Raw genomic sequence first — 23013 nt, forward strand, 5'->3', positions numbered from 1 at the left:
CGGCGGTGGGGGGGGGGCCCCCCCCCCGCGGGGGGGGGGGCCCCCCCCCCACCGCCGTACGTCCGCTCAATGCGCCGGGACCGCTTCCGGGGCCGCGGCCTGCGCCGCGCCCTGCCTGCTGCCCAGGTGATTGAAGGCCAGGTTGAGTGCGATCGCCACCACGCAGCCCGTGCTGATCCCGGAGTCGAGGACGACCAACAGGTCCTTCGGGAAGGCGTGGTAGAAGGTCGGGGCCGCGATCGGGATCAGGCCGATCCCGAGGGAGGCGGCGACGATCAGGGCGTTCTCGCCCTTCTCCATGGCCGCGCCCGCCAGGGTCTGGATGCCGCTGGCCGCGACCGAACCGAAGAGGACGATGCCCGCGCCGCCGAGCACCGGCAGCGGGACCAGGGCGATGACGGACGCCGCCATCGGGCACAGGCCCAGCAGGATCAGGATGCCGCCGCCGGCCGCGACCACGAACCGGCTGCGCACCTTGGTCATGGCGACCAGCCCGATGTTCTGGGCGAAGGCGCTGCACATGAAGCCGTTGAAGAGCGGGCTGATGGCGCTGCCGAGGGTGTCGGCGCGCAGTCCGCCCTCGATGGTCCTCGCGTCCGCGGGTCGGCCCACGATCTTGCCCAGGGCCAGGATGTCGGCGGTGGACTCGGTCATGCAGACCAGCATGACGATGCACATCGAGATGATGGCGGCGACCTGGAACTGCGGGGCCCCGAAGTGGAACGGGGACGGGAAGCCGACCAGGTCGGCGTTCTTGATGGGGGCGAAGTCGGTCATGCCGAGCGGGATCGCGATCAGCGTGCCGACGACCAGACCGAGCAGGATGGCGATCTGCTGGAGGAAGCCGCGCAGGAACTTGCGCATCAGCAGGACCACGACGAGGGTGACGGCGGCCATCCCGATGTTCCGCATCGAGCCGTAGTCGGTGGCGGTGCGGTTGCCGCCCTGGGACCAGTTGAAGGCCACGGGCAGCAGCGATACGCCGATGAGGGTGATCACCGTACCGGTGACGACCGGCGGGAAGAAGCGGACCAGCCTGCCGAAGTAGGGGGCGGCGAAGAAGCCCAGCAGACCGGCGACCATGATCGCGCCGAATATGACGGGTATGGCATCGGCGCCCTCGCCCTTGCCGATCGCGATCATCGGGGTCACACCGGCGAAGGAAACGCCGTTGACGAAGGGGAGTTTGGCGCCGATCTTCCAGAACCCGAGGGTCTGGAGGAGGGTGGCGAGTCCTGCGGTGAAGAGCGAGGCGCCCATCAGGAAGGCCGTCTCGGTCGGGGAGAGCCCGACGGCCGGACCGACGATCATCGGCGGGGCGACCACGCCGGCGTACATGGCGGCCACGTGCTGGAGACCGCTCGTGAACATTTTCAGCGGAGGCAGGGTCTCGTCGACCGGGTGCTTCTCCTCCGCTACTGCGACTGCGTCTTTGCGAAACCTGGGCATTGCGGCCACGGCTTCCTCCGGTCGGTTAAACACGTCGGCAGGGACGTGGGTGTCTTGGAGGTGGTGCGAAAGCTGTGCGAGTCGAGCCTGTGAACCTGTGTGAAGTTGTGGGGGGGCGGCGGGGTGGCGGAGGGCTGGAGGTGCCGTGGCAGTGGCGCGGGGTGCGCGCGGTGGGGAGAGCGGAGCAAGTGGCACGAGTCACCGTCCCCGGGGGCGCCGAAAAGAAAGCGGCACCACCCGGGAGCGGCTGCCGCGGACCCCGCTCGGGTCCGCGGCGACCGGTCGGGGGCCGTCCCCCCCTACCGGACTCCGTGGGATCAGGCCTGCGCGGAGATCCGCGCGAGGCGCTGCGCCTCTTCACGGGTGGACACCGCGATGGCGTCCTCGTCCGCGAAGAGCAGTCGGTTGTTCTCGACGATCTGCTTGCCGTTGACGAACGAAGCCGTCACCGGGGCCGCGGCGCCGAAGACCAGCGCGGTGACCGGGTCGGCGATCGAGGAGTGCAGGAAGGTGCTGAGGTTCCACATCACCAGGTCGGCGCACTTGCCGACCTCCAGCGAACCGATGCTGTCGGCCCGGCCGAGGACCTGGGCGCCGCCGTAGGTGCCCAGGCGCAGGGCCTGGCGCGCGTTGAGGGCGCGCTCGCGGTGGACGGTGTTCAGGCGGTTGATGAGGAGCGCGTTGCGCAGCTCGGTGTGCAGCTCGCCCGACTCGTTGGAGGCGGTGCCGTCCACGCCGAGGCCGACCGGAACACCGGCGGCGAGCATGTCCGGGACGCGGGCGATGCCCGCGGCCAGGCGCGCGTTGGAGGACGGGCAGTGCGCCACGCCGGTCTTGGTACGGGCGAAGGCGGCGATGTCGGAGTCGTTCATGTGGACGCTGTGCGCCATCCACACGTCCTCGCCGAGCCAGCCGGTCGACTCGAAGTAGTCGGTCGGGCCCATGCCGAACAGTTCCTTGCAGAACTGCTCCTCCTCGACGGTCTCCGAGCCGTGCGTGTGCATGCGCACGCCCAGGCGGCGGGCCAGCTCGGCGCCCTGCTTCAGCAGCTCGGTGGAGACCGAGAAGGGGGAGCAGGGGGCGACGGCGACCTGGGTCATCGCGTCGAAGGAGGCGTCGTGGTACTTCTTCACGGTCGCCTCGGTGTCGGCGAGCGCGCCGTCGAGGGTCTCGACCGCGTGGTCCGGCGGCAGACCGCCGTCCTTCTCGCTGCGGTCCATCGAGCCGCGGGCGAGGGTGAAACGGACGCCCATCTCGGACGCGGCGCGGATGATCGAGCCGGAGAGGTCGCCGGAGCCCTTGGGGAACACGTAGTGGTGGTCCATGGCGGTGGTGACGCCGCCCTTGGCCATCGCGCCGAGGGAGCCCTGTGCGGCCGTGTACGTCATCTGCTCGTCGATGCGCGCCCAGGTCGGGTACAGCGCGACGAGCCAGTTGAAGAGGTTGTGGTCGGTGGCCAGACCACGCGTGATCCACTGGTAGAAGTGGTGGTGCGTGTTGACCAGACCGGGGGTCACGAGGTGCCCGGTGCCGTCGATCCGACGGACGACGTTCTCGAGGTTCTCGGGGGCCTTGCCCGCGCCGATGGACTCGATCTTGTTGCCGGCGACGACGACGTGGCCCGAGGCGTACTCGGTGTCCTTCGCGTCGACGGTCGCAATCGCACAGTTCTCGATGACGATGCGCTCTACCGCGCCGTCAATGGCTGCCGATGCTGCCATGGGACTTCCTCGTGCTTTCAGTGGCGGTACGGGCACGGCAAAGCCCAGGGGTTTGAGTGCCGGAGCCGGGGGCCTTGACAGCTGACAGTACTGCCGCCCCGTGTGGTGCGTCCGGGTGCCGATTCAGGAAGTTGAAGGGTGTCGCGCGGTCCCGGGGCCACTGCGGAGCCCCGGGACGCGCGTGCCGCGTCAGAGGTTGGTCATGTCCACGGGGATGCGGGCGTCGACGCCGTCCCGGAGGACCGTCGCCTCGATGAGACCGTACGGGCGGTCCGCGGCGAAGTAGACCTCGTTGTCGTTCTTGAGGCCGAAGGGCTCCAGGTCGACGAGGAAGTGGTGCTTGTTCGGGAGCGAGAAGCGGACCTCGTCGATCTCCGAACGGTGGTTGATGATGCGCGAACCCATCTGGTACAGGGTCTGCTGCAGCGACAGGGAGTAGGTCTCCGCGAAGGCCTGCAGCATGTGCTTGCGGGCCTCGGCGTAGGACTTCTCCCAGTTGGGCATCCGCTGCTCGTCGTCCGACCAGTTGAAGCGCCAGCGCGCGGAGACCTGGGTCGCCAGGATCCGGTCGTAGGCTTCCTTGAGGGTCGTGTACTTGTCCTTCACGTAACCCCAGAACTCGGAGTTCGTGGAGTTCATGACGGTCAGGTCCTTGAGGCCGGAGATGACCTCCCAGTTCTGACCGTCGTACGTGATCTGGGTGACCCGGGTCTCCTGGCCCTCACGGACGAAGGAGTGGTTCACCTCGTCGGAGCCGATGAACTTCGAGTTGGCGTCCGAGGTGGCGATCCGGCTCCAGGAGTACTCCTCGATCCGGATCCGGGCCTTCTTGATCGGCTCCTGGCTGCCCACGAACCAGCGCGCCAGGTGGATGCCGAACTGCTCGGCGGACTCGATGCCGTGCTCCTTGGCGAACGCGTACACCGTGTTCTTGGTGGTGTCCGTCGGAAGCACGTTGGCGTTCGAGCCGGAGTAGTGGACGTCGTCCATGTCGCCCGAGAGGGCGACCGAGACGTTCAGGTCCTTGATGTGGTGCGTGTCGCCGTCCCGCGTGATCTTGACGACGCGGTTCTCTGCTTTGCCGTACTGGTTCTGGCCCAGAATCGTGGCCATGACTAGCTCCCTCGGTAAACGGAGTAGCCGAACGGGTTGAGCAGCAGCGGTACGTGATAGTGCTCGCCCGGGTTGACCGCGAACGTGATGGTCACCTCGGGGAAGAACGCACCGCTGTCCCTTACGCGGGGGGCGTCCTGCTGCGCCTCGGCTTGCTTCTTTGCGAAGTACGTCTCGGTCTCGAAATCGAGGCGTACGTGGGTGGTGCCCTCCGGCAGAGCCGGCAGGTCCTTGCAGCGGCCGTCCACGTCGGTGGCGGAGCCGCCCAGGGCGGTCCACGCGCCGTCGAGGCCCGTACGGGCCGACAGGGCGATGGCCACGCCTTCGGCGGGGCGGCCGATGCTCGTGTCCAGAATGTGCGTGGACACGGAAGCGGTGGTGTCGGTGCTCATGCGCTCTCTTCCTCGGCGAGTCGGGTCAGGCGGATCCGGTTGATCTTCACCAGTTCGCCGCGGGCGATCTCTCGCTCCTGCTCCGGCGAGTGGGCGATCCGGGTCTTGACCGCGTCCCGCATGAACTCACCGGTCGCACCGGTGGCGCAGATGAGGAAGACGTGTCCGAACTTCTCCTGGTAGGCCAGGTTCAGTTCGAGCAGCTCGGTCTTCAGCTCTTCGGAAGCTCCGGCCATCCCCCGCTGTTCGCGGGCGGAGGTCGGGTCACCAGGCTTCGGCCGGCCGATCGGCGCGTGTCCCCCCATCGCCTCGCCCAGGTCCTCGGCGGTCAGTTCCGCCATGGCGGACTCGTTGGCCGAGAAGAGGGTGTCGATGGTGGCGAAGGGGCGCTGGGCGAGCATCTTGCTCCCCCAGGCCGAGCTGGCGCACACCTCGTGCAGCTCAGCCGTGGCCGCGCTGTCGTCCAAGGTGTTGATCCGGGTGAGACCCGGGGTCGGACTCGAAGTCACGGTAGGCCTCCGTGGCCTTGTTGCTTAACGGGCTGGGCATAGCTAACGCCCTCGACAACACGGCGTCAACACTTTGTTGAAACTTCCCGTACACAAAAGCCGCCGCCCGGGTGAATAGGGCGGCGGCTCGTCACTGTAGGTCAAGCAATGTTCACTCCGGGGTCGGCTTGCCGGCCGCTTTGGGAGGGTTCGACTCCCTGTTCAAGTAGTTGTAGACGGTGAAGCGGCTGACCCCGAGGGCGCCCGCGACCGTCTCCACGCCGTGCCGTACCGAGAAGGCGCCGCGCGCCTCCAGTATCCGCACGACGTCCTGCTTGGTCTTGCGGTCCAGCTGCGACAACGGTACGCCGTGCCGGCGCTCCAGCGCCGACAGGATGTGGTCCAGCGAGTCGGACAGCTGCGGGAGCCGTACGGCGAGCAGGTCCTGCCCCTCCCAGGCGAGCACGACGTCGTCGGGCTGGGCCAGGGCGGGATCCATCAGCTCGCCGCCCATCGCGTCCACCAGCGGCTTGACCGCGGCGACGAACGGGTGGTCGCGGGGTTCGGTCACGGCGTTCCCTCCCCGATGACATTGACCTGGAGGGACACCCGCGTGGCGCCGGCGCCGAGCGCGTCGCGCAGCAGCGCGGTGACCGCGTCGAGCACGGCGTCCGACTCGCCCTCGGCGGTGTTGCCGAAGGGACCGACGTCCATCGCGTCCAGGTGCGCCCGCCGCATGACCTCGCGAGCGGCCACGGCATGGGCAGGAGCCTCTTCGAGGTCGAAGGGCTCGGTCGTGAACTCCACTCTCAATCGCACGCGGTCAAGCTACCCCGCACTCGGGATTTTTCGGGAGTCCGCACTTGACAGCCACGCGAACCTCGATGCAGTCTTCCATCAAGCAGAAAACAACTTCCGCAATACGGAAGGAGCGCACACCCCTCATGGGATACACGGACCAGCGCTTCGATGTGAACCTCTCGATCCTCTTCACGGAACTCCCGCTCCTGGAGCGTCCCGCGGCTGCCGCCGCGGCCGGCTTCACCGCGGTCGAGCTGTGGTGGCCCTGGATCGAAACCCCCACTCCCGCCCAGTCGGAGCTGGACGCCCTCAAGAAGGCTCTTGAGGACGCCGGCACCCAGCTGGTGGGCCTGAACTTCTACGCCGGCCAGCTGCCCGGGCCGGACCGCGGTGCGGTGTCCGTGCCGGGCGAGGAGTCGGACCGCTTCAACGCCAACATCGACGTGGCCGCGGACTTCGCCGCCTCGGTCGGCTGCAAGGCCCTGAACGCCCTCTACGGCAACCGCGTCGAGGGTGTGGACCCGGCAGTCCAGGACGAGCTGGCCCTGGAGAACCTGGTCGTGGCCGCTCGCGCCGCCGACCGGGTCGGAGCGATCCTCCTGATCGAGACGCTCAACAAGCCGGAGTCGCCGCTCTACCCGCTGGTGAGCGCCCCCGCCGGCATCGAGGTGGTGGACAAGGTGAACGAGGCCACCGGCCTCGGCAACGCCAAGTTCCTGCTCGACCTGTACCACCTGGCGATGAACGATGAGGACCTCTCCGAGGTCATCGAAAAGTACGCCGCCAAGACCGGGCACGTCCAGATCGCGGACAAGCCGGGACGCGGCGCCCCCGGCACCGGCGAGCTTCCCCTGGAGGAGCTCCTGGACCAGCTGAAGAAGGCCGGATACGAGGGCTACGTAGGCCTCGAGTACAAGGCCGCCGACGCCGCCGCGTCCTTCGAGTGGCTGGCCGCCGAGGCCCGCGCCGCGAAGTAGGCGGACAAAGTCCGGGCGATCAGCCAGGCACGCCACACACTTTTCGTACAAAGCATTAAGAGAAGGACCCTCATCATGAGCAACCCCACTGCGCGCCCGTCGATTGCTTGGATCGGCCTCGGAATCATGGGCTCCCCCATGGCCGAGAACCTCCTGAAGGCCGGCTACCCGGTCACCGGCTTCACGCTGGAGCAGGACAAGCTGGACCGCCTGGCCGCCGCCGGTGGCAGCGCCGCCGGCTCGATCGCCGAGGCCGTCAAGGACGCCGACGTCATCATCACGATGGTGCCCGCCTCCCCGCAGGTCGAGGCCATCTCGTACGGCCCGAACGGCATCCTCGAGAACGCCAAGTCCGGCGCGCTGATCATCGACATGTCGTCGATCACCCCGCAGACCTCGGTCGACCTGGCGAAGAACGCGGCCGAGAAGGGCATCCGCGTCATCGACGCGCCCGTCTCCGGCGGCGAGGCCGGTGCCATCGAGGCCGTACTGTCGATCATGGTCGGCGGCGAGCAGGCCGACTTCGACGAGGCGCTCCCGGTCCTGGAGACCCTCGGCAAGACCATCGTGCTCTGCGGCCCGCACGGCTCCGGCCAGACGGTCAAGGCCGCGAACCAGCTCATCGTCGCGGTGAACATCCAGGCGTGCGCCGAGGCCGTCGTCTTCCTCGAGAAGTCCGGCGTGAACCTCCAGGCCGCCCTGGACGTCCTCAACGGCGGTCTGGCCGGCTCCACGGTCCTGACCCGCAAGAAGGACAACTTCCTGAACCGCGACTTCAAGCCCGGTTTCCGGATCGACCTGCACCACAAGGACATGGGCATCGTCACCGACGCCGCCCGCAACGTCGGTGCGGCCCTCCCGGTCGGCGCGGTCGTCGCCCAGCTGGTCGCCTCGCTGCGCGCCCAGGGCGACGGCGGCCTGGACCACTCCGCGCTGCTGCGCGCGGTCGAGCGCCTCTCCGGCGCCCAGATCTGAGCCCGCGGCCCGCACGCCGGGCCGCCGCTCCCTCCCCTTCGGGGGACCTGAGTTTCCGGATGGTGCCGGTGCTGACACCTGTCCTGTCGCGCCCAAGCGCCGGCACCGTCCGGATCACCTCACCTCCAGCCTTTCTTCATCTTTCTTCAACAAACTGTTGACGTTGAGTTCTTGCCGAAATTAGGCTCCTCCGCATGACGGAAGACTCTTTCCGCCAGCAGTTACCCGTACGGAAGGTCACCATGTCGAAGCGCACGCTGACGACCGAGTCCGGCGCCCCGGTCGCCGACAACCAGAACTCCGCCACCGCCGGCGTCGGTGGCCCGCTCCTGATTCAGGACCAGCAGCTCCTTGAGAAGCTCGCCCGCTTCAACCGCGAGCGCATCCCGGAGCGCGTGGTGCACGCCCGCGGCAGCGCCGCGTACGGCCACTTCGAGGTGACGGACGACGTCACCGCGTACACCAGCGCCGCGTTCCTGAACACGGTCGGCAAGAAGACCGAGACCTTCCTGCGGTTCTCCACCGTGGCCGACTCGCTCGGCGGCGCGGACGCCGTGCGCGACCCCCGCGGTTTCGCCCTGAAGTTCTACACCGAAGAGGGCAACTACGACCTCGTCGGCAACAACACCCCGGTGTTCTTCATCAAGGACCCGATCAAGTTCCCCGACTTCATCCACTCCCAGAAGCGCGACCCCTTCACGGGCAAGCAGGAGCCGGACAACGTCTGGGACTTCTGGGCGCACGCCCCCGAGGCGACGCACCAGATCACCTGGCTGATGGGTGACCGCGGCATCCCGGCGTCCTACCGCCACATGAACGGCTACGGCTCCCACACGTACCAGTGGACCAACGCCCAGGGCGAGTCCTTCTTCGTCAAGTACCACTTCAAGACGAACCAGGGCATCCGCTGCCTTTCGGGCGAGCAGGCCGCCGAGCTCGTCGGCTCGGACGCGAACTCGCACCAGACCGACCTGCTCCAGGCGATCGAGCGCGGCGTGAACCCGAGCTGGACCCTCTACGTCCAGATCATGCCGGCCGCCGAGGCCGCGGACTACCGCTTCAACCCCTTCGACCTCACCAAGGTGTGGCCGCACAGCGACTACCCGCTGCAGCGCGTGGGCCGCCTGGTCCTCGACCGCAACCCGGACAACGTCTTCGCCGAGGTCGAGCAGTCGGCGTTCTCCCCGAACAACTTCGTCCCGGGCATCACCGCCTCGCCGGACAAGATGCTCCAGGGTCGCCTCTTCGCCTACGCCGACGCCCAGCGCTACCGCCTCGGTGTGAACCACACCCTGATCCCGGTCAACGCTCCGAAGGCGACGAAGGCCGACAACTACGGCCGCGACGGCGTCATGGCGCTGCGCAACGGCTCGCGCCACGACAAGAACTACGAGCCCAACTCGCACCAGGGTCCGGCCGAGACCGGTCTGGCGCTCGGCGCTCCGCTCGCGGTCAGCGGCTACACGGGCACGCACGAGGCCCCGGCCCACACCAAGGACGACGACTTCTTCCAGGCCGGCGAGCTCTACCGGCTGATGTCCGAGGACGCCAAGCAGCGTCTGGTGGCGAACATCGCCGGTGGCCTCTCGCAGGTCACCCTGGAGGACGTCATCGAGAAGAACCTGGCTCACTTCCACGCCGCGGACGCCGACTACGGCAAGCGCGTCGAGGAGGCCGTTCGCGCCCTGCGCGAAGGCTAGGAGCCCACAGGCTGCGTCCGGAATTTGACGGGAGGTCAGATTCCGGGTGCTGAGCCCGCACCGCGAACCCGGATGAGGGGTGGTACGCGGTGGGGGCAGGACGAGGACCGCGGTGGTGTCGAGCCAGTGCGGTGGTAAAGGCCCAGCGGCTTGTCTCTTGACCTGAGGGAGACGGAGCCAAGGTGTCCTGTCGCCACCACCGCGGTCCCAGCCACTCCTCTCCTTCTCCTTATATATAGGGGGCCACGCACAGAGCCCCCTGTGGACCACGGAGAACGAGCAGGACCACCTCCCCCATGAACCCCGCCCGGCGGGTGCGAATGTCCCCTTCCGGACGCCGCCCTCGCACGCTGCGCGGCTTCGGCCCGGCTGCGCCGGACTCCGTCCGTCGGAGTCACAGCAGCCCCCCATACCCCGCCCGGCGGGTGCGAATGTCCTGTCGCGCCAGCCTCGTCCCGTCGGGCGGTAACAGACCAGAGCGCCGAGTCACGGACGGTCCCGTGACTCGGCGCTTTGTCGTGTCCGCAGCGGCCGGTACGGGTGTCAGCCGGTCCGCTCGGTGAGCTGGCCGTAGAGCTCCGGGCGCCGGGTCTGCATCAGGCCGAACTCCAACCAGTCCCGGCGCTGGTCGAGGTCGAGGTCCGCGACCAGGACGGCGGGGCGGTCGCGGGGGGCGCGGAGCACGACCCGGCCGTAGGGGTCGGAGATGAACGAGGACCCGTAGAAGGTCGAGCGGCCCTCGGTGCCGATCCGGTTCGGCACGATCATGAAGAGGGCGTTGGCCAGGCCGTTGGCGCTGATCGCGTGCTCCCACATGGGCCGGGTGTCGAAGTCCGGGAGGTCCACCTCCGATCCGATGGCCGTGGGATGCACCAGGATCTCCGCCCCGTGCAGGCCGTAGGCCCGGGCCAGCTCGGGGAACCACTCGTCCCAGCAGGTCGGGAAGCCGAAGCGGGCCCCTTCGAGGCCGACCACCGGGAATCCGCTGTCACCGGGGCGGAAGCACAGGTCCTCGCGGTAGCCGGGGAAGGCCGGGATGTGGTTCTTGCGGGTGCGGGCGACCAGCTTGCCGTCCGGGTCCACGCAGACGGCGGTGTTGTAACCGAGGCCGCCGTCCTCGGCCCGCTCGTAGAGCGAGGCGTGCACGGTGATGCCGAGGCCGGTGGCCAGTTCGCCGATCAGCCGGACGGTCGGGCCGCTCTCGACGTCCTCCAGGTAGCGGGCGGCGCCGTCGGCCATGGGGTCGTCGGTGTTGCAGAAGTAGGGGCTGCGGGTCAGCTCGGGCAGGCAGACCACCTTCGCGCCCTCGGAGGCGGCCAGCGCCACGCCCTCGCGCAGCCGCTCGTCGTGCTCGGCCTCGTCGGCGTACCAGCGCATCTGGACCAGGCCGACGCGCAGCGCGGGGCGCTCGGCGGGCTGGAACCGGGCCGGGGAGCCGAGCGGGGAGCCGTAGCAGGTGTGGAGCTCGTACCCGTCGGCCGACGCCGTGGCGGTGACGGTGCCCGCACCGGTGGCGGGGGCGGCGGCGGTGCTCATGCGGTGAGGTCCTTCGGGATCTGCTGCGTGATGCAGTGGACGCCGCCGCCGCCGTAGGCGAGGACCGGGGCCGGTACGCCGACCACCTTGCGGCCGGGCAGGGCCTCGGCGATGACGGCGAGGGCCGCCTCATCCGCCGCGGTGCCGCCGACCGGGACCACGCAGCCGCCGTTGGCCAGGTAGAAGTTGAGGTAGCAGACCTCGACCGGGGCGCCGTCCACCTCGCCGTAGACGGTCTGCGGGACCTTGACGATCTCCAGGGCGCGGCCGCGGGCGTCCGTACTGGCCTCCAGGACGGCGAGGTTGGCGCGCATCCGGGCGTAGTCGGGGTGCGCCGGGTCCTCGGGGAGGGAGACGACGACCCTGGCGGGCGCGGCGAAGGCGGCGACGCCGTCGACGTGTCCGTCGGTCTCGGTGTCCTCCAGGCCCCCGTAGGGCAGCCAGATCACCTTCTCGACGCCGAGCCGGCGCTTCAGCTCGTCCTCGATCTCGGTGCGGCTCATCCGCGGATTGCGGTTGGGGTGGAGCAGGCACTGCTCGGTGGTGATCAGGGTGCCCTCGCCGTCCACGGTGAAGGCGCCGCCCTCCAGGATCATCGAGGAGTGCACGCGCGGGATGCCGAGGCGGTCCAGCAGCAGCGCCGAGAGCTTGTCGTCGGCGGCCCAGGGGTGGTGCTTCTCGCCCCACGCGTTGAACCGGAAGTCGACGCCGACGCGGGCGCCGTGCTCGTCGTAGGCGAAGATCGGTGCCGAGTCGCGGAGCCAGGAGTCGTCGAGCGGCAGCTCGGTGACCTCGATGCCGGGGTCGTCGCCGCAGAAGGCGCGGGCCTCCTCGGCGCGGCCGGGCGCCGCGATCATGATGACCGGCTCGAAGGCGGCGATGGCGCGGGCCACGGCGGCGTACTCGTGCTTGGCGGCCTCGAAGGCGGGGCCCCACAGGGACGGACGGGTCGGCCAGGCCATCAGGCAGGCTTCGTGCTCGGCCCACTCGGCGGGCATGCGCGGATTCATCGGAGTACTCCCTCGGTACGGCGGGCCCCGGCCCCATGTGACTGACATGTAGCTGACTGAATTTTTAGTCAGAACGATTGGCCTGAAAGGCGAGTCAGGAAGGCCGGTGAGGGCTATCGTGATACCTGACTGAAAGGTCAGTCAAGGGGTTACCGACTGGAAGGTGCGATCCGCGTGGCAGATCGTCAAGTGCTGATCCTCGAAGCAGCGGTACGGGTCATCGCGCGCAGCGGCGTCAGAGGCCTGCGCGTCGAGGAGCTGGCGGCCGAGGCCGACGTCTCGACGGCGCTGATCTACTACCACTTCAAGGACCGCGCGGGGCTGATCCGGCGCACCCTCGACTTCATCAGCGCCCGCGCCACCGGCTACACCGACGAGGCCCACAGCAGCGCGCAGGACCCCCGCGCGCTCCTCCTCCAGCTCCTGCTAGGCGAGCTCCAGGACACCGCCCGGGTGCGCGAGAACAGCATCGCGTGGGGCGAGCTGCGGGCCAGCGCCAAATTCGACGACGACCTGCGCGAGACGCTGGCCCGATCCACGCGCACCTGGTGCCGCGACACCGCCGATTCGGTCGCCGATGCCCAGGCGGCCGGACTCGCCGATCTGCGGGCCGACCCGGAGGACGTCGCGGCGCGGCTCACGGCGCTGGTGGAGGGGTTGAGCGAGCGCTGGCACAGCGGCTCGCTGACGGTCGAGCGGGCCCGCGCCCTGCTCTCCGGCGCGGTGGACGCGGAACTGGGCCGGCGGCCCGACGAGCCCGTCTAGGACCGGGCCCGGATGTGACGCGGAACGGCCCCCGTCCCTCCTGGAGGAGGGACGGGGGCCGTTCGGTGCTGCTGGACCGGCCTGGTGGAACCAGGAGTGGAACTAGGCGGAGATCGGGCGGATCGCGGTCGGGGCGTGACCCGGCTCGGTCGCGAGCTCTTCGAACTCGGTGACGTCGCTCATGTCGACCGTCTTGCTCATCGAGATGTTGGTGACGCGCTCCAGGATGGCCTCGACGACGACCGGGACGCTGAACTCGGCGGCCAGCTTCTTGGCCTCCTCCAGGGCGGCACCCAGCTCGTTCGGGTCCGTGACGCGGATGGCCTTGCAGCCGAGACCCTCGACGACCTTGACGTGGTCGACGCCGTAGACGCCCAGCTCGGGGGCGTTGATGTTCTCGAATTCGAGGTTGACCTCGAAGTTGATGCCGAGACCACCCTGCGCCTGACGGATCAGGCCCAGGTAGGCGTTGTTCACCAGGACGTGGACGTACGGGATCTTGTGCTGCGCACCGACGGCCAGCTCCTCCAGCATGAACTGGAAGTCGTAGTCGCCGGAGAGGGCGACGACGGGGGTCTGCGGGTCGGCGGTGGCGACGCCCAGCGCGGCCGGGATGGTCCAGCCGAGCGGGCCGGCCTGGCCGCAGTTGATCCAGTGGCGCGGCTTGAAGACGTGCAGCATCTGCGCACCGGCGATCTGGGACAGACCGATGGTGGTGACGTAGCGGGTCTCCGGGCCGAAGGCCTTGTTCATCTCCTCGTAGACGCGCTGCGGCTTCATGGGGATGTTGTCGAAGTGGGTGCGGCGCTGCAGCGAGCCCTTGCGCTCCAGGTGCGAGGCGACCCAGGCGCTGTAGTCGGGCAGCTTGCCCTCGGCCTTGAGCTCCTTGGCGACCTCGATGAAGGTCGTCAGCGCGGCCTTGGCGTCGGAGACGATGCCCAGGTCCGGGGCGAAGATCTTGCCGATCTGGGTGGGCTCGATGTCGACGTGGACGAACTTGCGGTCGCCGCGGTAGGCGTCCAGGTTGTAACCGGTGTGGCGGTTGGCCCAGCGGTTGCCGATGCCCAGGACGAAGTCCGACTCCAGGAACGTCGCGTTGCCGTAGCGGTGCGAGGTCTGGACGCCGACCATTCCGGCGGCCAGCTCGTGGTCGTCCGGGATGGTGCCCCAGCCCATGAGGGTGGAGATGACCGGGACGCCGACGAGCTCGGCGAACTCGACCAGCAGGTCGGAGGCGTCGGCGTTGATGATGCCGCCACCGGCGACGATCAGCGGACGCTCGGAGGCGAGCAGGTACTGGATCGCGCGCTCGGCCTGCTTGCGGGTCGCGGCCGGCTTGTGCACGGGCAGCGGCTCGTACAGGTCGGGGTCGAACTCGATCTCGGTCAGCTGGACGTCGATCGGGAGGTCGATGAGGACCGGGCCCGGACGGCCGGAGCGCATCAGGTAGAAGGCCTCCTGGAACACGCCGGGGACCTGCGCGGCCTCCAGGACCGTGGTGGCCTTCTTGGTGACCGGCTTGGCGATCGACGCGATGTCGACGGCCTGGAAGTCTTCCTTGTGGAGCTTGGAGACCGGGGCCTGACCGGTGATGCACAGGATCGGGATCGAGTCCGCGATGGCCGAGTACAGGCCGGTGATCATGTCGGTACCGGCGGGGCCTGACGTACCGATGCAGAGCCCGATGTTGCCCGGGGTCGTGCGGGTGTAGCCCTCGGCCATGTGCGAGGCGCCCTCGACGTGGCGGGCGAGGGTGTGGGCGATGCCGCCCACGTTCTTGAGCTCGCGGTAGAACGGGTTGATCGCAGCGCCGGGCACGCCGAACGCTTGCGAAACGCCCTCGCGCTTGAGGATCTCCACTGCAGCGGCGGCGGCTGTCATACGAGGCATCGAGTTCTCCTGCGGGTCTGACGGTCAGGCTTTTCCGTAATCCGGAAGTTTTGTTCTGCTATACGGAACAAGCTAAGCGGCGGCCTCCCGCACGTCAAGGCGGTGGGGAACCCCGGAAAGCACCAAAAGGCGCGATCTTCTCGGTGAGTTGCACTAATGACCGGGTCCGGAGGCACGGCGGTGGTGGAGCATGGACCCACCCGCGGGGGTGCGCGGCGACGGAGGGGGCACACGGCCATGGCGGAATCGATTCCGGTGCGCTGCCCGGCGTGCCTGCGCGAGAACGGCTACACCGCCCCCGCCTTCCCGTGCGCCTGCGGGAGCCCGGTCACGCCCCCGCTGGACCGCTCGGCGGCGCCCCGCCCGCTGACCCGGCGCACCTGGTCGGAGGCCTGGGTCGCGGTGCGGTGCGGGGCCTGCGGGCGGGTGGGCGAGTGGCCGCACCCCGAGGTGGGCTGCGGGTCGTGCGGGACGGTGTGCCGGGTGCCGGTGCATCCGGTGGACCCCCGAGATCTCCGAGATCCCGGAGATCCGGGAAGTCCCCGGGACCAGGGGCGCCCGGTGGGTCCGCGGCGCCTGGTGGATCCGAGGCACGTGGTGGATCCGGGGGCCGCGCACGTTCCGCTGCCGCCGACCGCGCCCGCGCCGCGGCCCGCCTTCCGGCCGGTGACCATCCGTACGGCCGGGGACGCGGTGTCGACGGCCGCCCTGTACCTGCGCTGGCTGGGCTTCACGGACGTGCGCCGCCCCGACGGGCCGGCGGTGCCCGCCGCGGCGGTCGACCTGCGGGCGCCCGGACTGGTCGCCCAGGTGGATCCGACGACGGCGCCGACCGGGCTGCGCGCGGTGGAGTGCGTCTGGCTGAACGGCCTGACCGCGTCCTCTTCCTGCGCCTACTTCTCCCTGGCCGGGTACACGCAGGACGCGCGGGAGCGCGCGGACGACCTGGGCATACCGCTCTTCGTGATGGACCTGACCGGAATGCCCCAGCCGGTCAACGACCCGGCGGACGAACTGGTGGGGACGGGGGCCGGGGGCTGAGCCCGACGGGATCTCCTGGGGTCGGGGCGCAAACGCGCGTCCCGGGGCGGAACACGTCGTTCGCGCGCGTTGTTGCTCCCTCTGTCAGTCCTGCCCTTCCGAGGAGAGCGCCTTGAGCCTGTACGACATCCCCCTGACCACCCTGTCCGACGAGCCCACCAGCCTCGCGGCGCACAAGGGCAAGGCGATCCTGCTGGTGAACACCGCCTCCCAGTGCGGGCTGACCCCGCAGTACTCGGGACTGGCCCGCCTCCAGTCCAGGTACGCCGAGAAGGGCTTCACGGTCATCGGCGTGCCGTGCAACCAGTTCGGCGGCCAGGAGCCCGGCACGGCGGACGACATCCAGACGTTCTGCGCCACCGGTTTCGGCGTCACCTTCCCCATGCTGGAGAAGTCCGAGGTCAACGGTGAGAACCGGCACCCGCTGTACACGGAGCTGGTGAAGACCGCCGACGCCGAGGGCGAGGCGGGCGACATCCAGTGGAACTTCGAGAAGTTCCTGATCTCCCCCGAGGGCGAGGTCGTCGGCCGCTTCCGTCCGCGCACGGAGCCGGAGGCCCCCGAGGTCCTCGCCGCCATCGAGGCGCTGCTCCCCGCCTGACCCACCGCAGCCGTCCCGGCCGGGTCCGTCCCGGCCGGGCCCGGGCCTGCGGGCGGGGGCCGCGCGGGGCGCCGTAACCGGCTGAAACCCGCCCCTACCCGGGCAGGACGGTCGTAGCCTCGCGCCATGACCACTCCTTTGCAGACCCCCGACACCGACGGCGCGGCCTACGCGCTCCGGGCCGCCCGGCCCGAGGACGCCGAGGCCATCGAGGCGCTCGACGGGTCCTTCACCACCGCGAGCGTCTTCCGGGTGGCGGTCACCGCCGACGGCTTCGCGCTGCGCGAAGTCCCGGTGGATCCGCCCCTGACCAAGGTCTTCCCCGAGGACGACGGCAGCGGCGGCGCGGGCCAGTCCACCGACGGCGAGGACGGTGGGGACGGCGAGGAGGACGGCGACCACACCGTCGTGGCCGTCGGCGCCGACGGCGGGCTCGCCGGCTTCGTCACCGTCTCCTACAACCCGTGGAACCGCCGGCTGACCATCGAGGACATCGAGGTCGCCCCGGAGCACCGGGGCCGGGGCGTGGGCCGGGCCCTGATGGGGCGCGCGCGGGACGTGGCGCGCGAGCGCGGCGCCGGGCACGTCTGGCTGGAGGTCACCAACGTCAACGCCCCGGCCGTGCACGCCTACCGCCGGATGGGCTTCACCTTCTGCGGCCTGGACACCACCCTCTACCAGGGCACCGAGTCGGAGGGCGAGCACGCCCTCTACATGAGCGCTCCCTGCCCCTGAGCCGCGAGCAGCCGGTGGACGCCGGGGGCGGCCCCGTCGCCCGGCGCCACCTCGACGGTCAGCAGCCAGGCGGCGGCGTCCGGGCCACCGGCCGGCGCGTACCACTCGACGCGCGCGTCGAGCAGGCGGTCGCCGGACTCGCGGCGCTGCGCGTACCACTGCCGGAACTGCGCGCTGCGCCACACCGCCAACGGTACGGAGCGCTCCGCGCCGGCCCGCTCCTCTCCCGGGCCGGCGACGCGCAGGGCCGCGGCGGCGGCGCCCCCGACGGTCCGTTCCACGGGTACGCCCAGCGCCTCGGCGAAGTGCAGCAGGTACGCCATGCGCTCGGCCTGCGGCGGCGCGCCGAGCACGGCGCGCCCGGAGCCGCACCAGGTGCCCCACTTGATGTTCGAGACCAGGCCGGGCAGCCGCTCCATGTCCCGGGGGATCCAGAAGAGGATCGCGTCCGAGCGGCGCATGGCCTCCTCCTCCCAGGCGATCTGGTCCGCGTACGGGGGGTAGCCGCCGCCGGGTGCCGGCTCGGGCAGGAAGACCGCCAGCCTGCCGGCGCCCGCCCACGCGGCCCGCAGCGCGGCCACGGCGTCCGGGCGCCAGGAGGGCTCGGCGGGGTCGACGGGGGTGGGGCCGCACAGGTACACGGCCGCGGCCCAGGAGTCGGGCGCCTCCTGACCGACGTGCACTACATCGACCATGGAAGCGGTGGCTGGGGTGGCGGGGGCCGTTTCAGTGGACACGGGCTGCTCCGGGGTCGGTCGGGGCCAGGGCGGCGAGGAAGTCCAGCAGGAGGGCGTTGAAGGCGGTGGGCCGTTCCAGGAAGCCGAGGTGGCCGGTGTCGGGCAGCACCGTCCAGCGGGCGCCGGGGATCGCCCCCGCCACCTCCCGGCCCAGCGGCGCGGGCGCCAGCAGGTCGTCGGCGAAGCCCACGACCTGCACCGGTGCGGTGATCCGGGCGTAGTCGGCCAGCCGGTCCCGGTCCGGCGCGGCCGGGCCGTGGAGGGTCGCGGGTCCGGTCAGCGCCCCGATTTCGAACAGGTCGAGCCATTCCTCGACCGCGCCCCCGTCGGCCAGGGTCCGCGGCGAGAGGTTCTGTCCGAGGCGGACGAAGGCCTCGTACGCGGGCGGCAGGCGGTTGCCGCCCGCGTCGGCGAGGGCGGCTTCGGCGCGCGCCATCGCCCGACCGACCGGATCGGGCCGCCCCCGGGTCGCGGCGAGCAGCGCGCCACTGGCCAGCCGCGGCTCCTCCAGGAGCAGCTCCTGGACGGCGAGGGCGCCGAGGGAGTGGCCGACCAGGGGGCAGGGCGGCAGGCCGAGGTCGCCCATCAGCTCGCTCACCGCGCGGGCGAGTCCGGCCGGTCCGCTCGCCCCGGGCGGGTGGTCGAAGGTCACCACCCGGTGCCCGGCCGCGGTCAGCGCGGGCACCTGATGGTGCTCCCAGATCCGCCCGCTGCCGCCCGCCCCGGCGACCAGCACCACCGGTACGTCCCCGGCACCGGCCGGGGCGTGGAGGGTGTACGCCGCTCCCCCGGGCGTGCGGCCCGTCGTACGGGCCGGCATGTGGTCCGGCACGCGGTCCGGCTCCGCGCCGGCGGGCCCGGTCACGGCGCCATCCTGGTCAGTGCCGTGCGCACCCAGGCGGGGCGGCCGGTGTCCAGGCCGCGCAGGGCCACGTGCACCCACAGGAACGAGGCCCGCGCCAGGACGTGCGCCCGCATGCCGGCGCGGACCTCGCCGCCCGCCGCCCGGTAGGCGTCCAGGAGGCGGTCGAGGACCTCGGTCCCGCCCGCGTAGAGCATGTCGACGAAGTCGGCCGCCGGGTCGCCCACGGCGGCGTTGGCCCAGTCCAGCAGCCCGGACAGGACCGGCGGGCCGGCCGGTGGGCGGACCACGAGGGTGTGCCCGGGGTGCACGTCACCGTGTACGAGCGTCAGCCGGCGCGGCCACAGGTCGTCGTCGTCGAGCCAGCTCTCCCAGTGCCGGATCCCCCGCGCGGGGAGCGGGAGTTCGGCCCGGGCCCGGGCGAGCCGGGCCGCGATCGCGGTGCGCACGGCGTCGGGTCCGGCCGGGGCGGGGCCGGGCAGGAGCGGGGCGCCGTCGGCTCCTTCCAGCGTGGTGGCGTGCACCGCGACCAGGGTCCGGGCGAGCGGCTCCAGGTAGCCGGCCGGATGGGCGAGCGGGTCCGTCGACCAGCCGTAGACCAGGGTGTCGGGGTCCTCGCTCCCGGCCGGTTCGCCGGGCAGTCGGGGATAGGCCACCAGGTCCGGGGCGTGCAGGCGCCAGTCGGGCACCGGGACCGGAACGCGGTCGCGCACGGCGGCCAGCACGGCGCCTTCCACGGTGAGTTGGCGTGCGGCCTCGGGTCGCCGGGGGCTGCGCAGGATCCAGGGGGTTCCGTCGACGGCCCGGATGTGGATGACCCGGAAGTCCCAGCCGGTGTCGTCGGGTCGGGCGCTCGCCGGGTCGAGTTCCACGCCGAGCTGCCGGGAGGCGCGGGCGGCGAGGGCGGCCGTGTCCGCACCGGCGTCGGTGTTGGTGTTCGTGTTGGCGTTGGCGTTGGCGTTGGTGGCGGTGTCGGTCATCGGGGCGCCGCCGCGGTCGGCACGTGCCGGTCACGGGTGGCGTCGCGGTCCACCTTGCCCGTGTGCGTGCGTTCCAGCTCCGCGACCGGGACGAGGAGGCTCGGCACCAGGTGCGGGGGCGCGGTGCGGGCCAGTCGGGCGCGGACCGCGGCCGCGACGGCGCCCGGGTCGTGGTCCGGCAGCGGTACGAAGAACGCGGCCAGCGTGCTGTGTTCGGCCCGCTCCACCCGGGCCGCGGCGACGGCCAGCACGCCCTCGCAGCCGCCGATGAGGGCCTCCACCGCGATCAGGTCCACCCGGTGGCCGCGGATCTTGACCTGGTGGTCGGAGCGGCCCCGGAAGACCACGGCGCCGTCGGCCGTCTCGGACACCAGGTCACCGGTGCGGTACCAGCGGGTTCCGTCGCGCTCGGCGAACCGGGCGGCGGTGCCCGCCGGGTCGCCGTGGTAGCCGAGGGCCAAGCCCGGCCCGGACAGGTGCAGTTCACCGGTGGCGGCGTCGACGTACTGGCCGACGTGCGCCAGCGGACGCCCGAGGGGCAGGTCGCCGTCGGGGTCGGCGAGTGCGGGTGCGCCCGGCCCGGCCAACTGCACCGCGTGCGTCACCAGCGCGGTCTCGGTGGACCCGTAGGTATTGAGCAGCCGTACGCCGGACGCGCCGAGGCGCTGCCAGCGCCGGAGCATGTCGGCGCGTACGGCCTCGCCACCGATCACCACCGTGTGCAGGGACGCGGGGAGTTCGGCGCCCCGGTGGAGCAGGTCGCCGGTGAGGGCGTACCAGAAGCCGGTGGGCAGGACGGCGACGGAGACCTGCTGGTCCTCGACGACCTCGGCGAAGCGCTCGCGCGCCGCGTCGTCGATGACGAGGGTCGCGCCGGCGGTCAGGGTCGGGAGGATCTCCTCCAGGCTGGTGTCGCCACCCGCGCCGTGGAAGTGCAGCACGCTCTCGCCCGGTCCGACGCCGTACAGGTCGCGCAGGAGCGGCACCACGGCGGCCGGCGCCCGGTGCGGCACCACCACGCCCTTGGGCTCGCCGGTGGAGCCCGAGGTGAACAGCACGTACGCGGGGTCCTCGGGGCCCGCGCCGGAGCGGGGGTGCGCGGCTGCCCGCGCGGGGGTCACCGGCGCGGGCGTCCAGCGCGGGCGGTGCACCACCGGGACGGGGGGCTGCCAGCCGGTGTCCGCGGTGGCGACGGCCTCGCGGACACCGAGCCGGTCCAGGACCGCTTCCAGCCGGGCCGCGGGGTGGTCGGCCTCCAGCGGCACGTAGGCGCGGCCCGCCGCGAGCACGCCCAGGACGGCCGCCACGTCCCGGGCCGAGTGGTGCGCGACGATCCCCACGGGCGGCTGCGGCCGCCCGGTGCGCGGTGCGAGGGAGCCGGCCACCTCCAGGGCCCAGGCGGCGAGGGTGCCGTAGCCGACGGCGAGCCCGTTGTCGACGACGGCGGGGCGGGCCGGATCGGCGCGGGCCGTCGCGAAGAAGGGTTCCAGAAAAGCGATTCCGGCGGACTGCATTGTGATCGTCCTCGTCCTGTTGGAATATGAGCGGGTGCGAATATCGATAGAACAAGACGTGAAAATACCCCTGCGGGACGGCACTTTATCGAGCGCCGACCTCTACCTCCCCGAATCGACCGGCCCGGTCCCGGTCCTGATCCGCCGGACCCCCTACGGGAAATCCGGAGCACCCGGCGGCGCCTCCGTCGACGGGCTGCGCCTGGTGCGCCGCGGCTACGCGCTGCTGGTGCAGGACGTGCGCGGCCGGTTCGACTCCGGCGGCGCCTTCGAGCCGTACTGGAACGAGGCGGCGGACGGCGCGGACACCGTGGCCTGGGCGGTCGACCAGCCGTGGTGCGACGGCACCGCCGGGCTGTTCGGGCGCTCGTACGAGGCGATGGCGGCGCTGCTCGCGGCCGGTGAACGCCCGCCCGGCCTGGGCGCGGTCGTCCCACACGTCGCCGGCTCCGGCTTCGACGAGGGCTGGACCCGCCAGGGCGGCGCCTTCCAGCTGGGGTTCCTCCTCTATTGGGTGCTGTACGACCTGCTGCTCGACGGGGCCGGCCTGGCGGCGGCCGACCTCGCCGAGGTGGCCGGGGCCGTGGACCGGATCGACGAGCTGTACCGCGACCCGGAGGCCGCCGCGGAGCTGCTGGACCGGCTGGCCCCGTACTGGCGGCAGTGGCGCGAGCACCCCGGCGGCGACCCGTACTGGCGGCGCGCCGCCCCCCGCGACGCGTACGCGGCGATCGACGTCCCCGCGCTGCACCTGACCGGCTGGTACGACATTTTCCTGAACGGCGCCCTGGAGAATTACCGGGGAATTCGAGAATCCGGCATGAATTCCCGACTGGTGGTCGGGCCGTGGTCCCACTGCGTGACCGACGGGATTTTCCCGCAGCGCCGTTACGGATGGGCCGCGGACGAAAGTCGGCTCGATGTCACCGGCCTCCATCTGGAGCATTTCGACCGGCACCTGCGGGGCCGGGGCGGCGCGCCCGAACCGGAGCCCGTGCGGCTCTTCGTGACCGGCGCCGACGCGTGGCGCACCTTCCCCGACTGGCCGGTCCCGGGCACCGAGGACCTCGTCCTGCACCTCGCCGGCCGGGCCCTGCGGCCGGGTCCCGCGCCGGTCCGCGCCGGCGCCGACCCGCTGCGGCACGATCCGGCCGACCCGGTGCCGACCACCGGCGGGGCGACCGCGCTGCCCGGTCAGTTCACCGGCGGCGACTGCGGGCCGCTGGACCAGCGGGAGGTGGAGCGGCGCGCCGACGTGCTGTGCTTCACCGGCGAGCCGCTCACCACCGCGCTCACCGTGCTCGGGGACACGGTGCTGACCGTGTACGTCACCCCGGACGCCGCGGGGGCGGACGTGACGGGCAAGCTCGTCGACGTCCACCCGGGCGGCCGGGCCGAGCTGTTGTGCGACGGCATCCGCCGGTTGGATCCGGCGGCGACCGGGGCGGTCGAGGTCACCGTGCGGCTGGGCGCCGTCGGGCACGTGTTCCGCCCGGGGCACCGCGTCCGCGTCGAGGTCGCGGCGAGCAACGCGCCGCGCTTCGACGTGCATCCGCCGGTGCTCGCGCACCACACCGTCCACCACGGCGGTGACCTGCCCTCACGCCTGCTGCTGCCGCGCCTCGCCGACTGACGGCGAGGCGGGGCCCGGGGCGGCGGGGGGCGGGGGGGGGGCCCCCCAGTTGGGGCCCCTGAGGGTACGCCCGCCCCCCCCCCCCGGCGCCCC

General features: G+C 71.4%; 22 protein-coding genes. 8 read left to right on the forward strand and 14 right to left on the reverse strand.

Annotated features, from left to right (window positions below; genetic code table 11):
- Positions 1–66 precede the first annotated feature (66 nt).
- The 7 genes from ACIBEA_RS13780 to ACIBEA_RS13810 all read right to left on the reverse strand — a co-directional run bounded on the left by ACIBEA_RS13780 (position 67) and on the right by ACIBEA_RS13810 (position 5982).
- On the reverse strand, positions 67–1449 hold the full coding sequence (locus ACIBEA_RS13780; protein ID WP_399260360.1) for a nucleobase:cation symporter-2 family protein: 1383 nt from the start codon (positions 1447–1449) through the stop codon (positions 67–69).
- Between the two features lie 317 nt (positions 1450–1766).
- The gene (locus ACIBEA_RS13785; protein ID WP_399260362.1) at positions 1767–3170 is read right to left on the reverse strand and encodes an 8-oxoguanine deaminase; all 1404 of its coding nucleotides are present in this window, start codon (positions 3168–3170) and stop codon (positions 1767–1769) included.
- Between the two features lie 189 nt (positions 3171–3359).
- On the reverse strand, positions 3360–4283 hold the full coding sequence (gene pucL / locus ACIBEA_RS13790; RefSeq protein ID WP_399260364.1) for a factor-independent urate hydroxylase: 924 nt from the start codon (positions 4281–4283) through the stop codon (positions 3360–3362).
- Positions 4284–4285: 2 nt separating this feature from the next.
- A complete protein-coding gene (uraH, locus tag ACIBEA_RS13795) occupies positions 4286–4675 on the reverse strand; it encodes a hydroxyisourate hydrolase (protein WP_399260365.1) in 390 nt (129 codons plus the stop codon).
- On the reverse strand, positions 4672–5184 hold the full coding sequence (gene uraD / locus ACIBEA_RS13800) for a 2-oxo-4-hydroxy-4-carboxy-5-ureidoimidazoline decarboxylase (RefSeq protein ID WP_399260367.1): 513 nt from the start codon (positions 5182–5184) through the stop codon (positions 4672–4674). Before uraD ends, uraH begins: the two co-directional genes overlap by 4 nt.
- 151 nt (positions 5185–5335) lie before the next feature.
- Complete coding sequence (locus ACIBEA_RS13805) at positions 5336–5734, reverse strand: helix-turn-helix domain-containing protein (protein ID WP_399260369.1); 399 nt, start codon at positions 5732–5734, stop codon at positions 5336–5338.
- Positions 5731–5982, reverse strand: coding sequence for a hypothetical protein (locus ACIBEA_RS13810; RefSeq protein WP_354383872.1), 252 nt, complete (start codon positions 5980–5982; stop codon positions 5731–5733). Before ACIBEA_RS13810 ends, ACIBEA_RS13805 begins: the two co-directional genes overlap by 4 nt.
- A 125-nt stretch (positions 5983–6107) precedes the next feature.
- On the opposite strand from ACIBEA_RS13810, the gene ACIBEA_RS13815 reads away from it, so the two are divergent.
- From ACIBEA_RS13815 to ACIBEA_RS13825, 3 genes are all read left to right on the forward strand, one after another.
- Positions 6108–6941 carry a TIM barrel protein gene (locus tag ACIBEA_RS13815; protein WP_399260370.1) on the forward strand — a complete coding sequence of 278 codons (834 nt, stop codon included), beginning with the start codon at positions 6108–6110 and terminating at the stop codon, positions 6939–6941.
- A gap of 75 nt (positions 6942–7016) precedes the next feature.
- The gene (locus tag ACIBEA_RS13820) at positions 7017–7916 is read left to right on the forward strand and encodes a 2-hydroxy-3-oxopropionate reductase (RefSeq protein WP_399260372.1); all 900 of its coding nucleotides are present in this window, start codon (positions 7017–7019) and stop codon (positions 7914–7916) included.
- Between the two features lie 242 nt (positions 7917–8158).
- The gene (locus tag ACIBEA_RS13825; protein WP_399260821.1) at positions 8159–9616 is read left to right on the forward strand and encodes a catalase; all 1458 of its coding nucleotides are present in this window, start codon (positions 8159–8161) and stop codon (positions 9614–9616) included.
- Positions 9617–10159: 543 nt separating this feature from the next.
- On the opposite strand, the gene ACIBEA_RS13830 is transcribed toward ACIBEA_RS13825, so the two are convergent.
- Together ACIBEA_RS13830 and ACIBEA_RS13835 are read right to left on the reverse strand one after the other, a co-directional pair.
- Entirely contained in the window at positions 10160–11152 is a 993-nt protein-coding gene (locus ACIBEA_RS13830) for a nitrilase-related carbon-nitrogen hydrolase (protein WP_399260374.1), read from the reverse strand.
- Positions 11149–12162, reverse strand: a complete 1014-nt coding sequence (locus ACIBEA_RS13835) for an agmatine/peptidylarginine deiminase (protein ID WP_399260376.1) — start codon at positions 12160–12162, stop codon at positions 11149–11151. Before ACIBEA_RS13835 ends, ACIBEA_RS13830 begins: the two co-directional genes overlap by 4 nt.
- Positions 12163–12336: 174 nt before the next feature.
- Between ACIBEA_RS13835 and ACIBEA_RS13840 the strand changes: the two genes are divergently transcribed.
- A complete protein-coding gene (locus ACIBEA_RS13840) occupies positions 12337–12927 on the forward strand; it encodes a TetR/AcrR family transcriptional regulator (protein WP_399260378.1) in 591 nt (196 codons plus the stop codon).
- Positions 12928–13029: 102 nt separating this feature from the next.
- Here the strand turns inward: ACIBEA_RS13840 and gcl are convergent, their stop codons facing one another.
- Positions 13030–14817, reverse strand: a complete 1788-nt coding sequence (gcl, locus tag ACIBEA_RS13845; protein ID WP_399260380.1) for a glyoxylate carboligase — start codon at positions 14815–14817, stop codon at positions 13030–13032.
- A gap of 237 nt (positions 14818–15054) precedes the next feature.
- Here gcl and ACIBEA_RS13850 point away from each other — a divergent pair, with 237 nt between their 5' ends.
- From ACIBEA_RS13850 to ACIBEA_RS13860, 3 genes are all read left to right on the forward strand, one after another.
- The gene (locus ACIBEA_RS13850) at positions 15055–15858 is read left to right on the forward strand and encodes a hypothetical protein (protein WP_399260381.1); all 804 of its coding nucleotides are present in this window, start codon (positions 15055–15057) and stop codon (positions 15856–15858) included.
- Positions 15859–15970: 112 nt separating this feature from the next.
- The gene (locus tag ACIBEA_RS13855) at positions 15971–16459 is read left to right on the forward strand and encodes a glutathione peroxidase (RefSeq protein ID WP_399260383.1); all 489 of its coding nucleotides are present in this window, start codon (positions 15971–15973) and stop codon (positions 16457–16459) included.
- A 126-nt stretch (positions 16460–16585) separates the two neighbouring features.
- Entirely contained in the window at positions 16586–17194 is a 609-nt protein-coding gene (locus tag ACIBEA_RS13860) for a GNAT family N-acetyltransferase (protein ID WP_399260385.1), read from the forward strand.
- Here the strand turns inward: ACIBEA_RS13860 and ACIBEA_RS13865 are convergent.
- The 4 genes from ACIBEA_RS13865 to ACIBEA_RS13880 are packed head-to-tail and all read right to left on the reverse strand — an operon-like array spanning position 17170 to position 21287.
- The gene (locus ACIBEA_RS13865) at positions 17170–17931 is read right to left on the reverse strand and encodes a nucleoside 2-deoxyribosyltransferase domain-containing protein (RefSeq protein WP_399260387.1); all 762 of its coding nucleotides are present in this window, start codon (positions 17929–17931) and stop codon (positions 17170–17172) included. The genes ACIBEA_RS13860 and ACIBEA_RS13865 overlap by 25 nt on opposite strands.
- Complete coding sequence (locus tag ACIBEA_RS13870; protein WP_399260389.1) at positions 17921–18796, reverse strand: alpha/beta fold hydrolase; 876 nt, start codon at positions 18794–18796, stop codon at positions 17921–17923. Before ACIBEA_RS13870 ends, ACIBEA_RS13865 begins: the two co-directional genes overlap by 11 nt.
- The gene (locus ACIBEA_RS13875) at positions 18793–19773 is read right to left on the reverse strand and encodes a macrolide 2'-phosphotransferase (protein ID WP_399260391.1); all 981 of its coding nucleotides are present in this window, start codon (positions 19771–19773) and stop codon (positions 18793–18795) included. Before ACIBEA_RS13875 ends, ACIBEA_RS13870 begins: the two co-directional genes overlap by 4 nt.
- Positions 19770–21287, reverse strand: coding sequence for an AMP-binding protein (locus tag ACIBEA_RS13880; RefSeq protein WP_399260394.1), 1518 nt, complete (start codon positions 21285–21287; stop codon positions 19770–19772). The genes ACIBEA_RS13875 and ACIBEA_RS13880 overlap by 4 nt, the downstream gene beginning before the upstream one ends.
- A gap of 58 nt (positions 21288–21345) precedes the next feature.
- Here ACIBEA_RS13880 and ACIBEA_RS13885 point away from each other — a divergent pair, with 58 nt between their 5' ends.
- Positions 21346–22920 (forward strand): CocE/NonD family hydrolase, encoded by a 1575-nt coding sequence (locus ACIBEA_RS13885; RefSeq protein WP_399260395.1) that lies wholly within the window; start codon positions 21346–21348, stop codon positions 22918–22920.
- The last annotated feature ends 93 nt before the right edge of the window (positions 22921–23013 follow it).

Origin of the sequence: Streptomyces sp. NPDC051555, assembly GCF_044454405.1 — a bacterium.
In the GTDB taxonomy this organism is placed as follows: domain Bacteria; phylum Actinomycetota; class Actinomycetes; order Streptomycetales; family Streptomycetaceae; genus Streptomyces.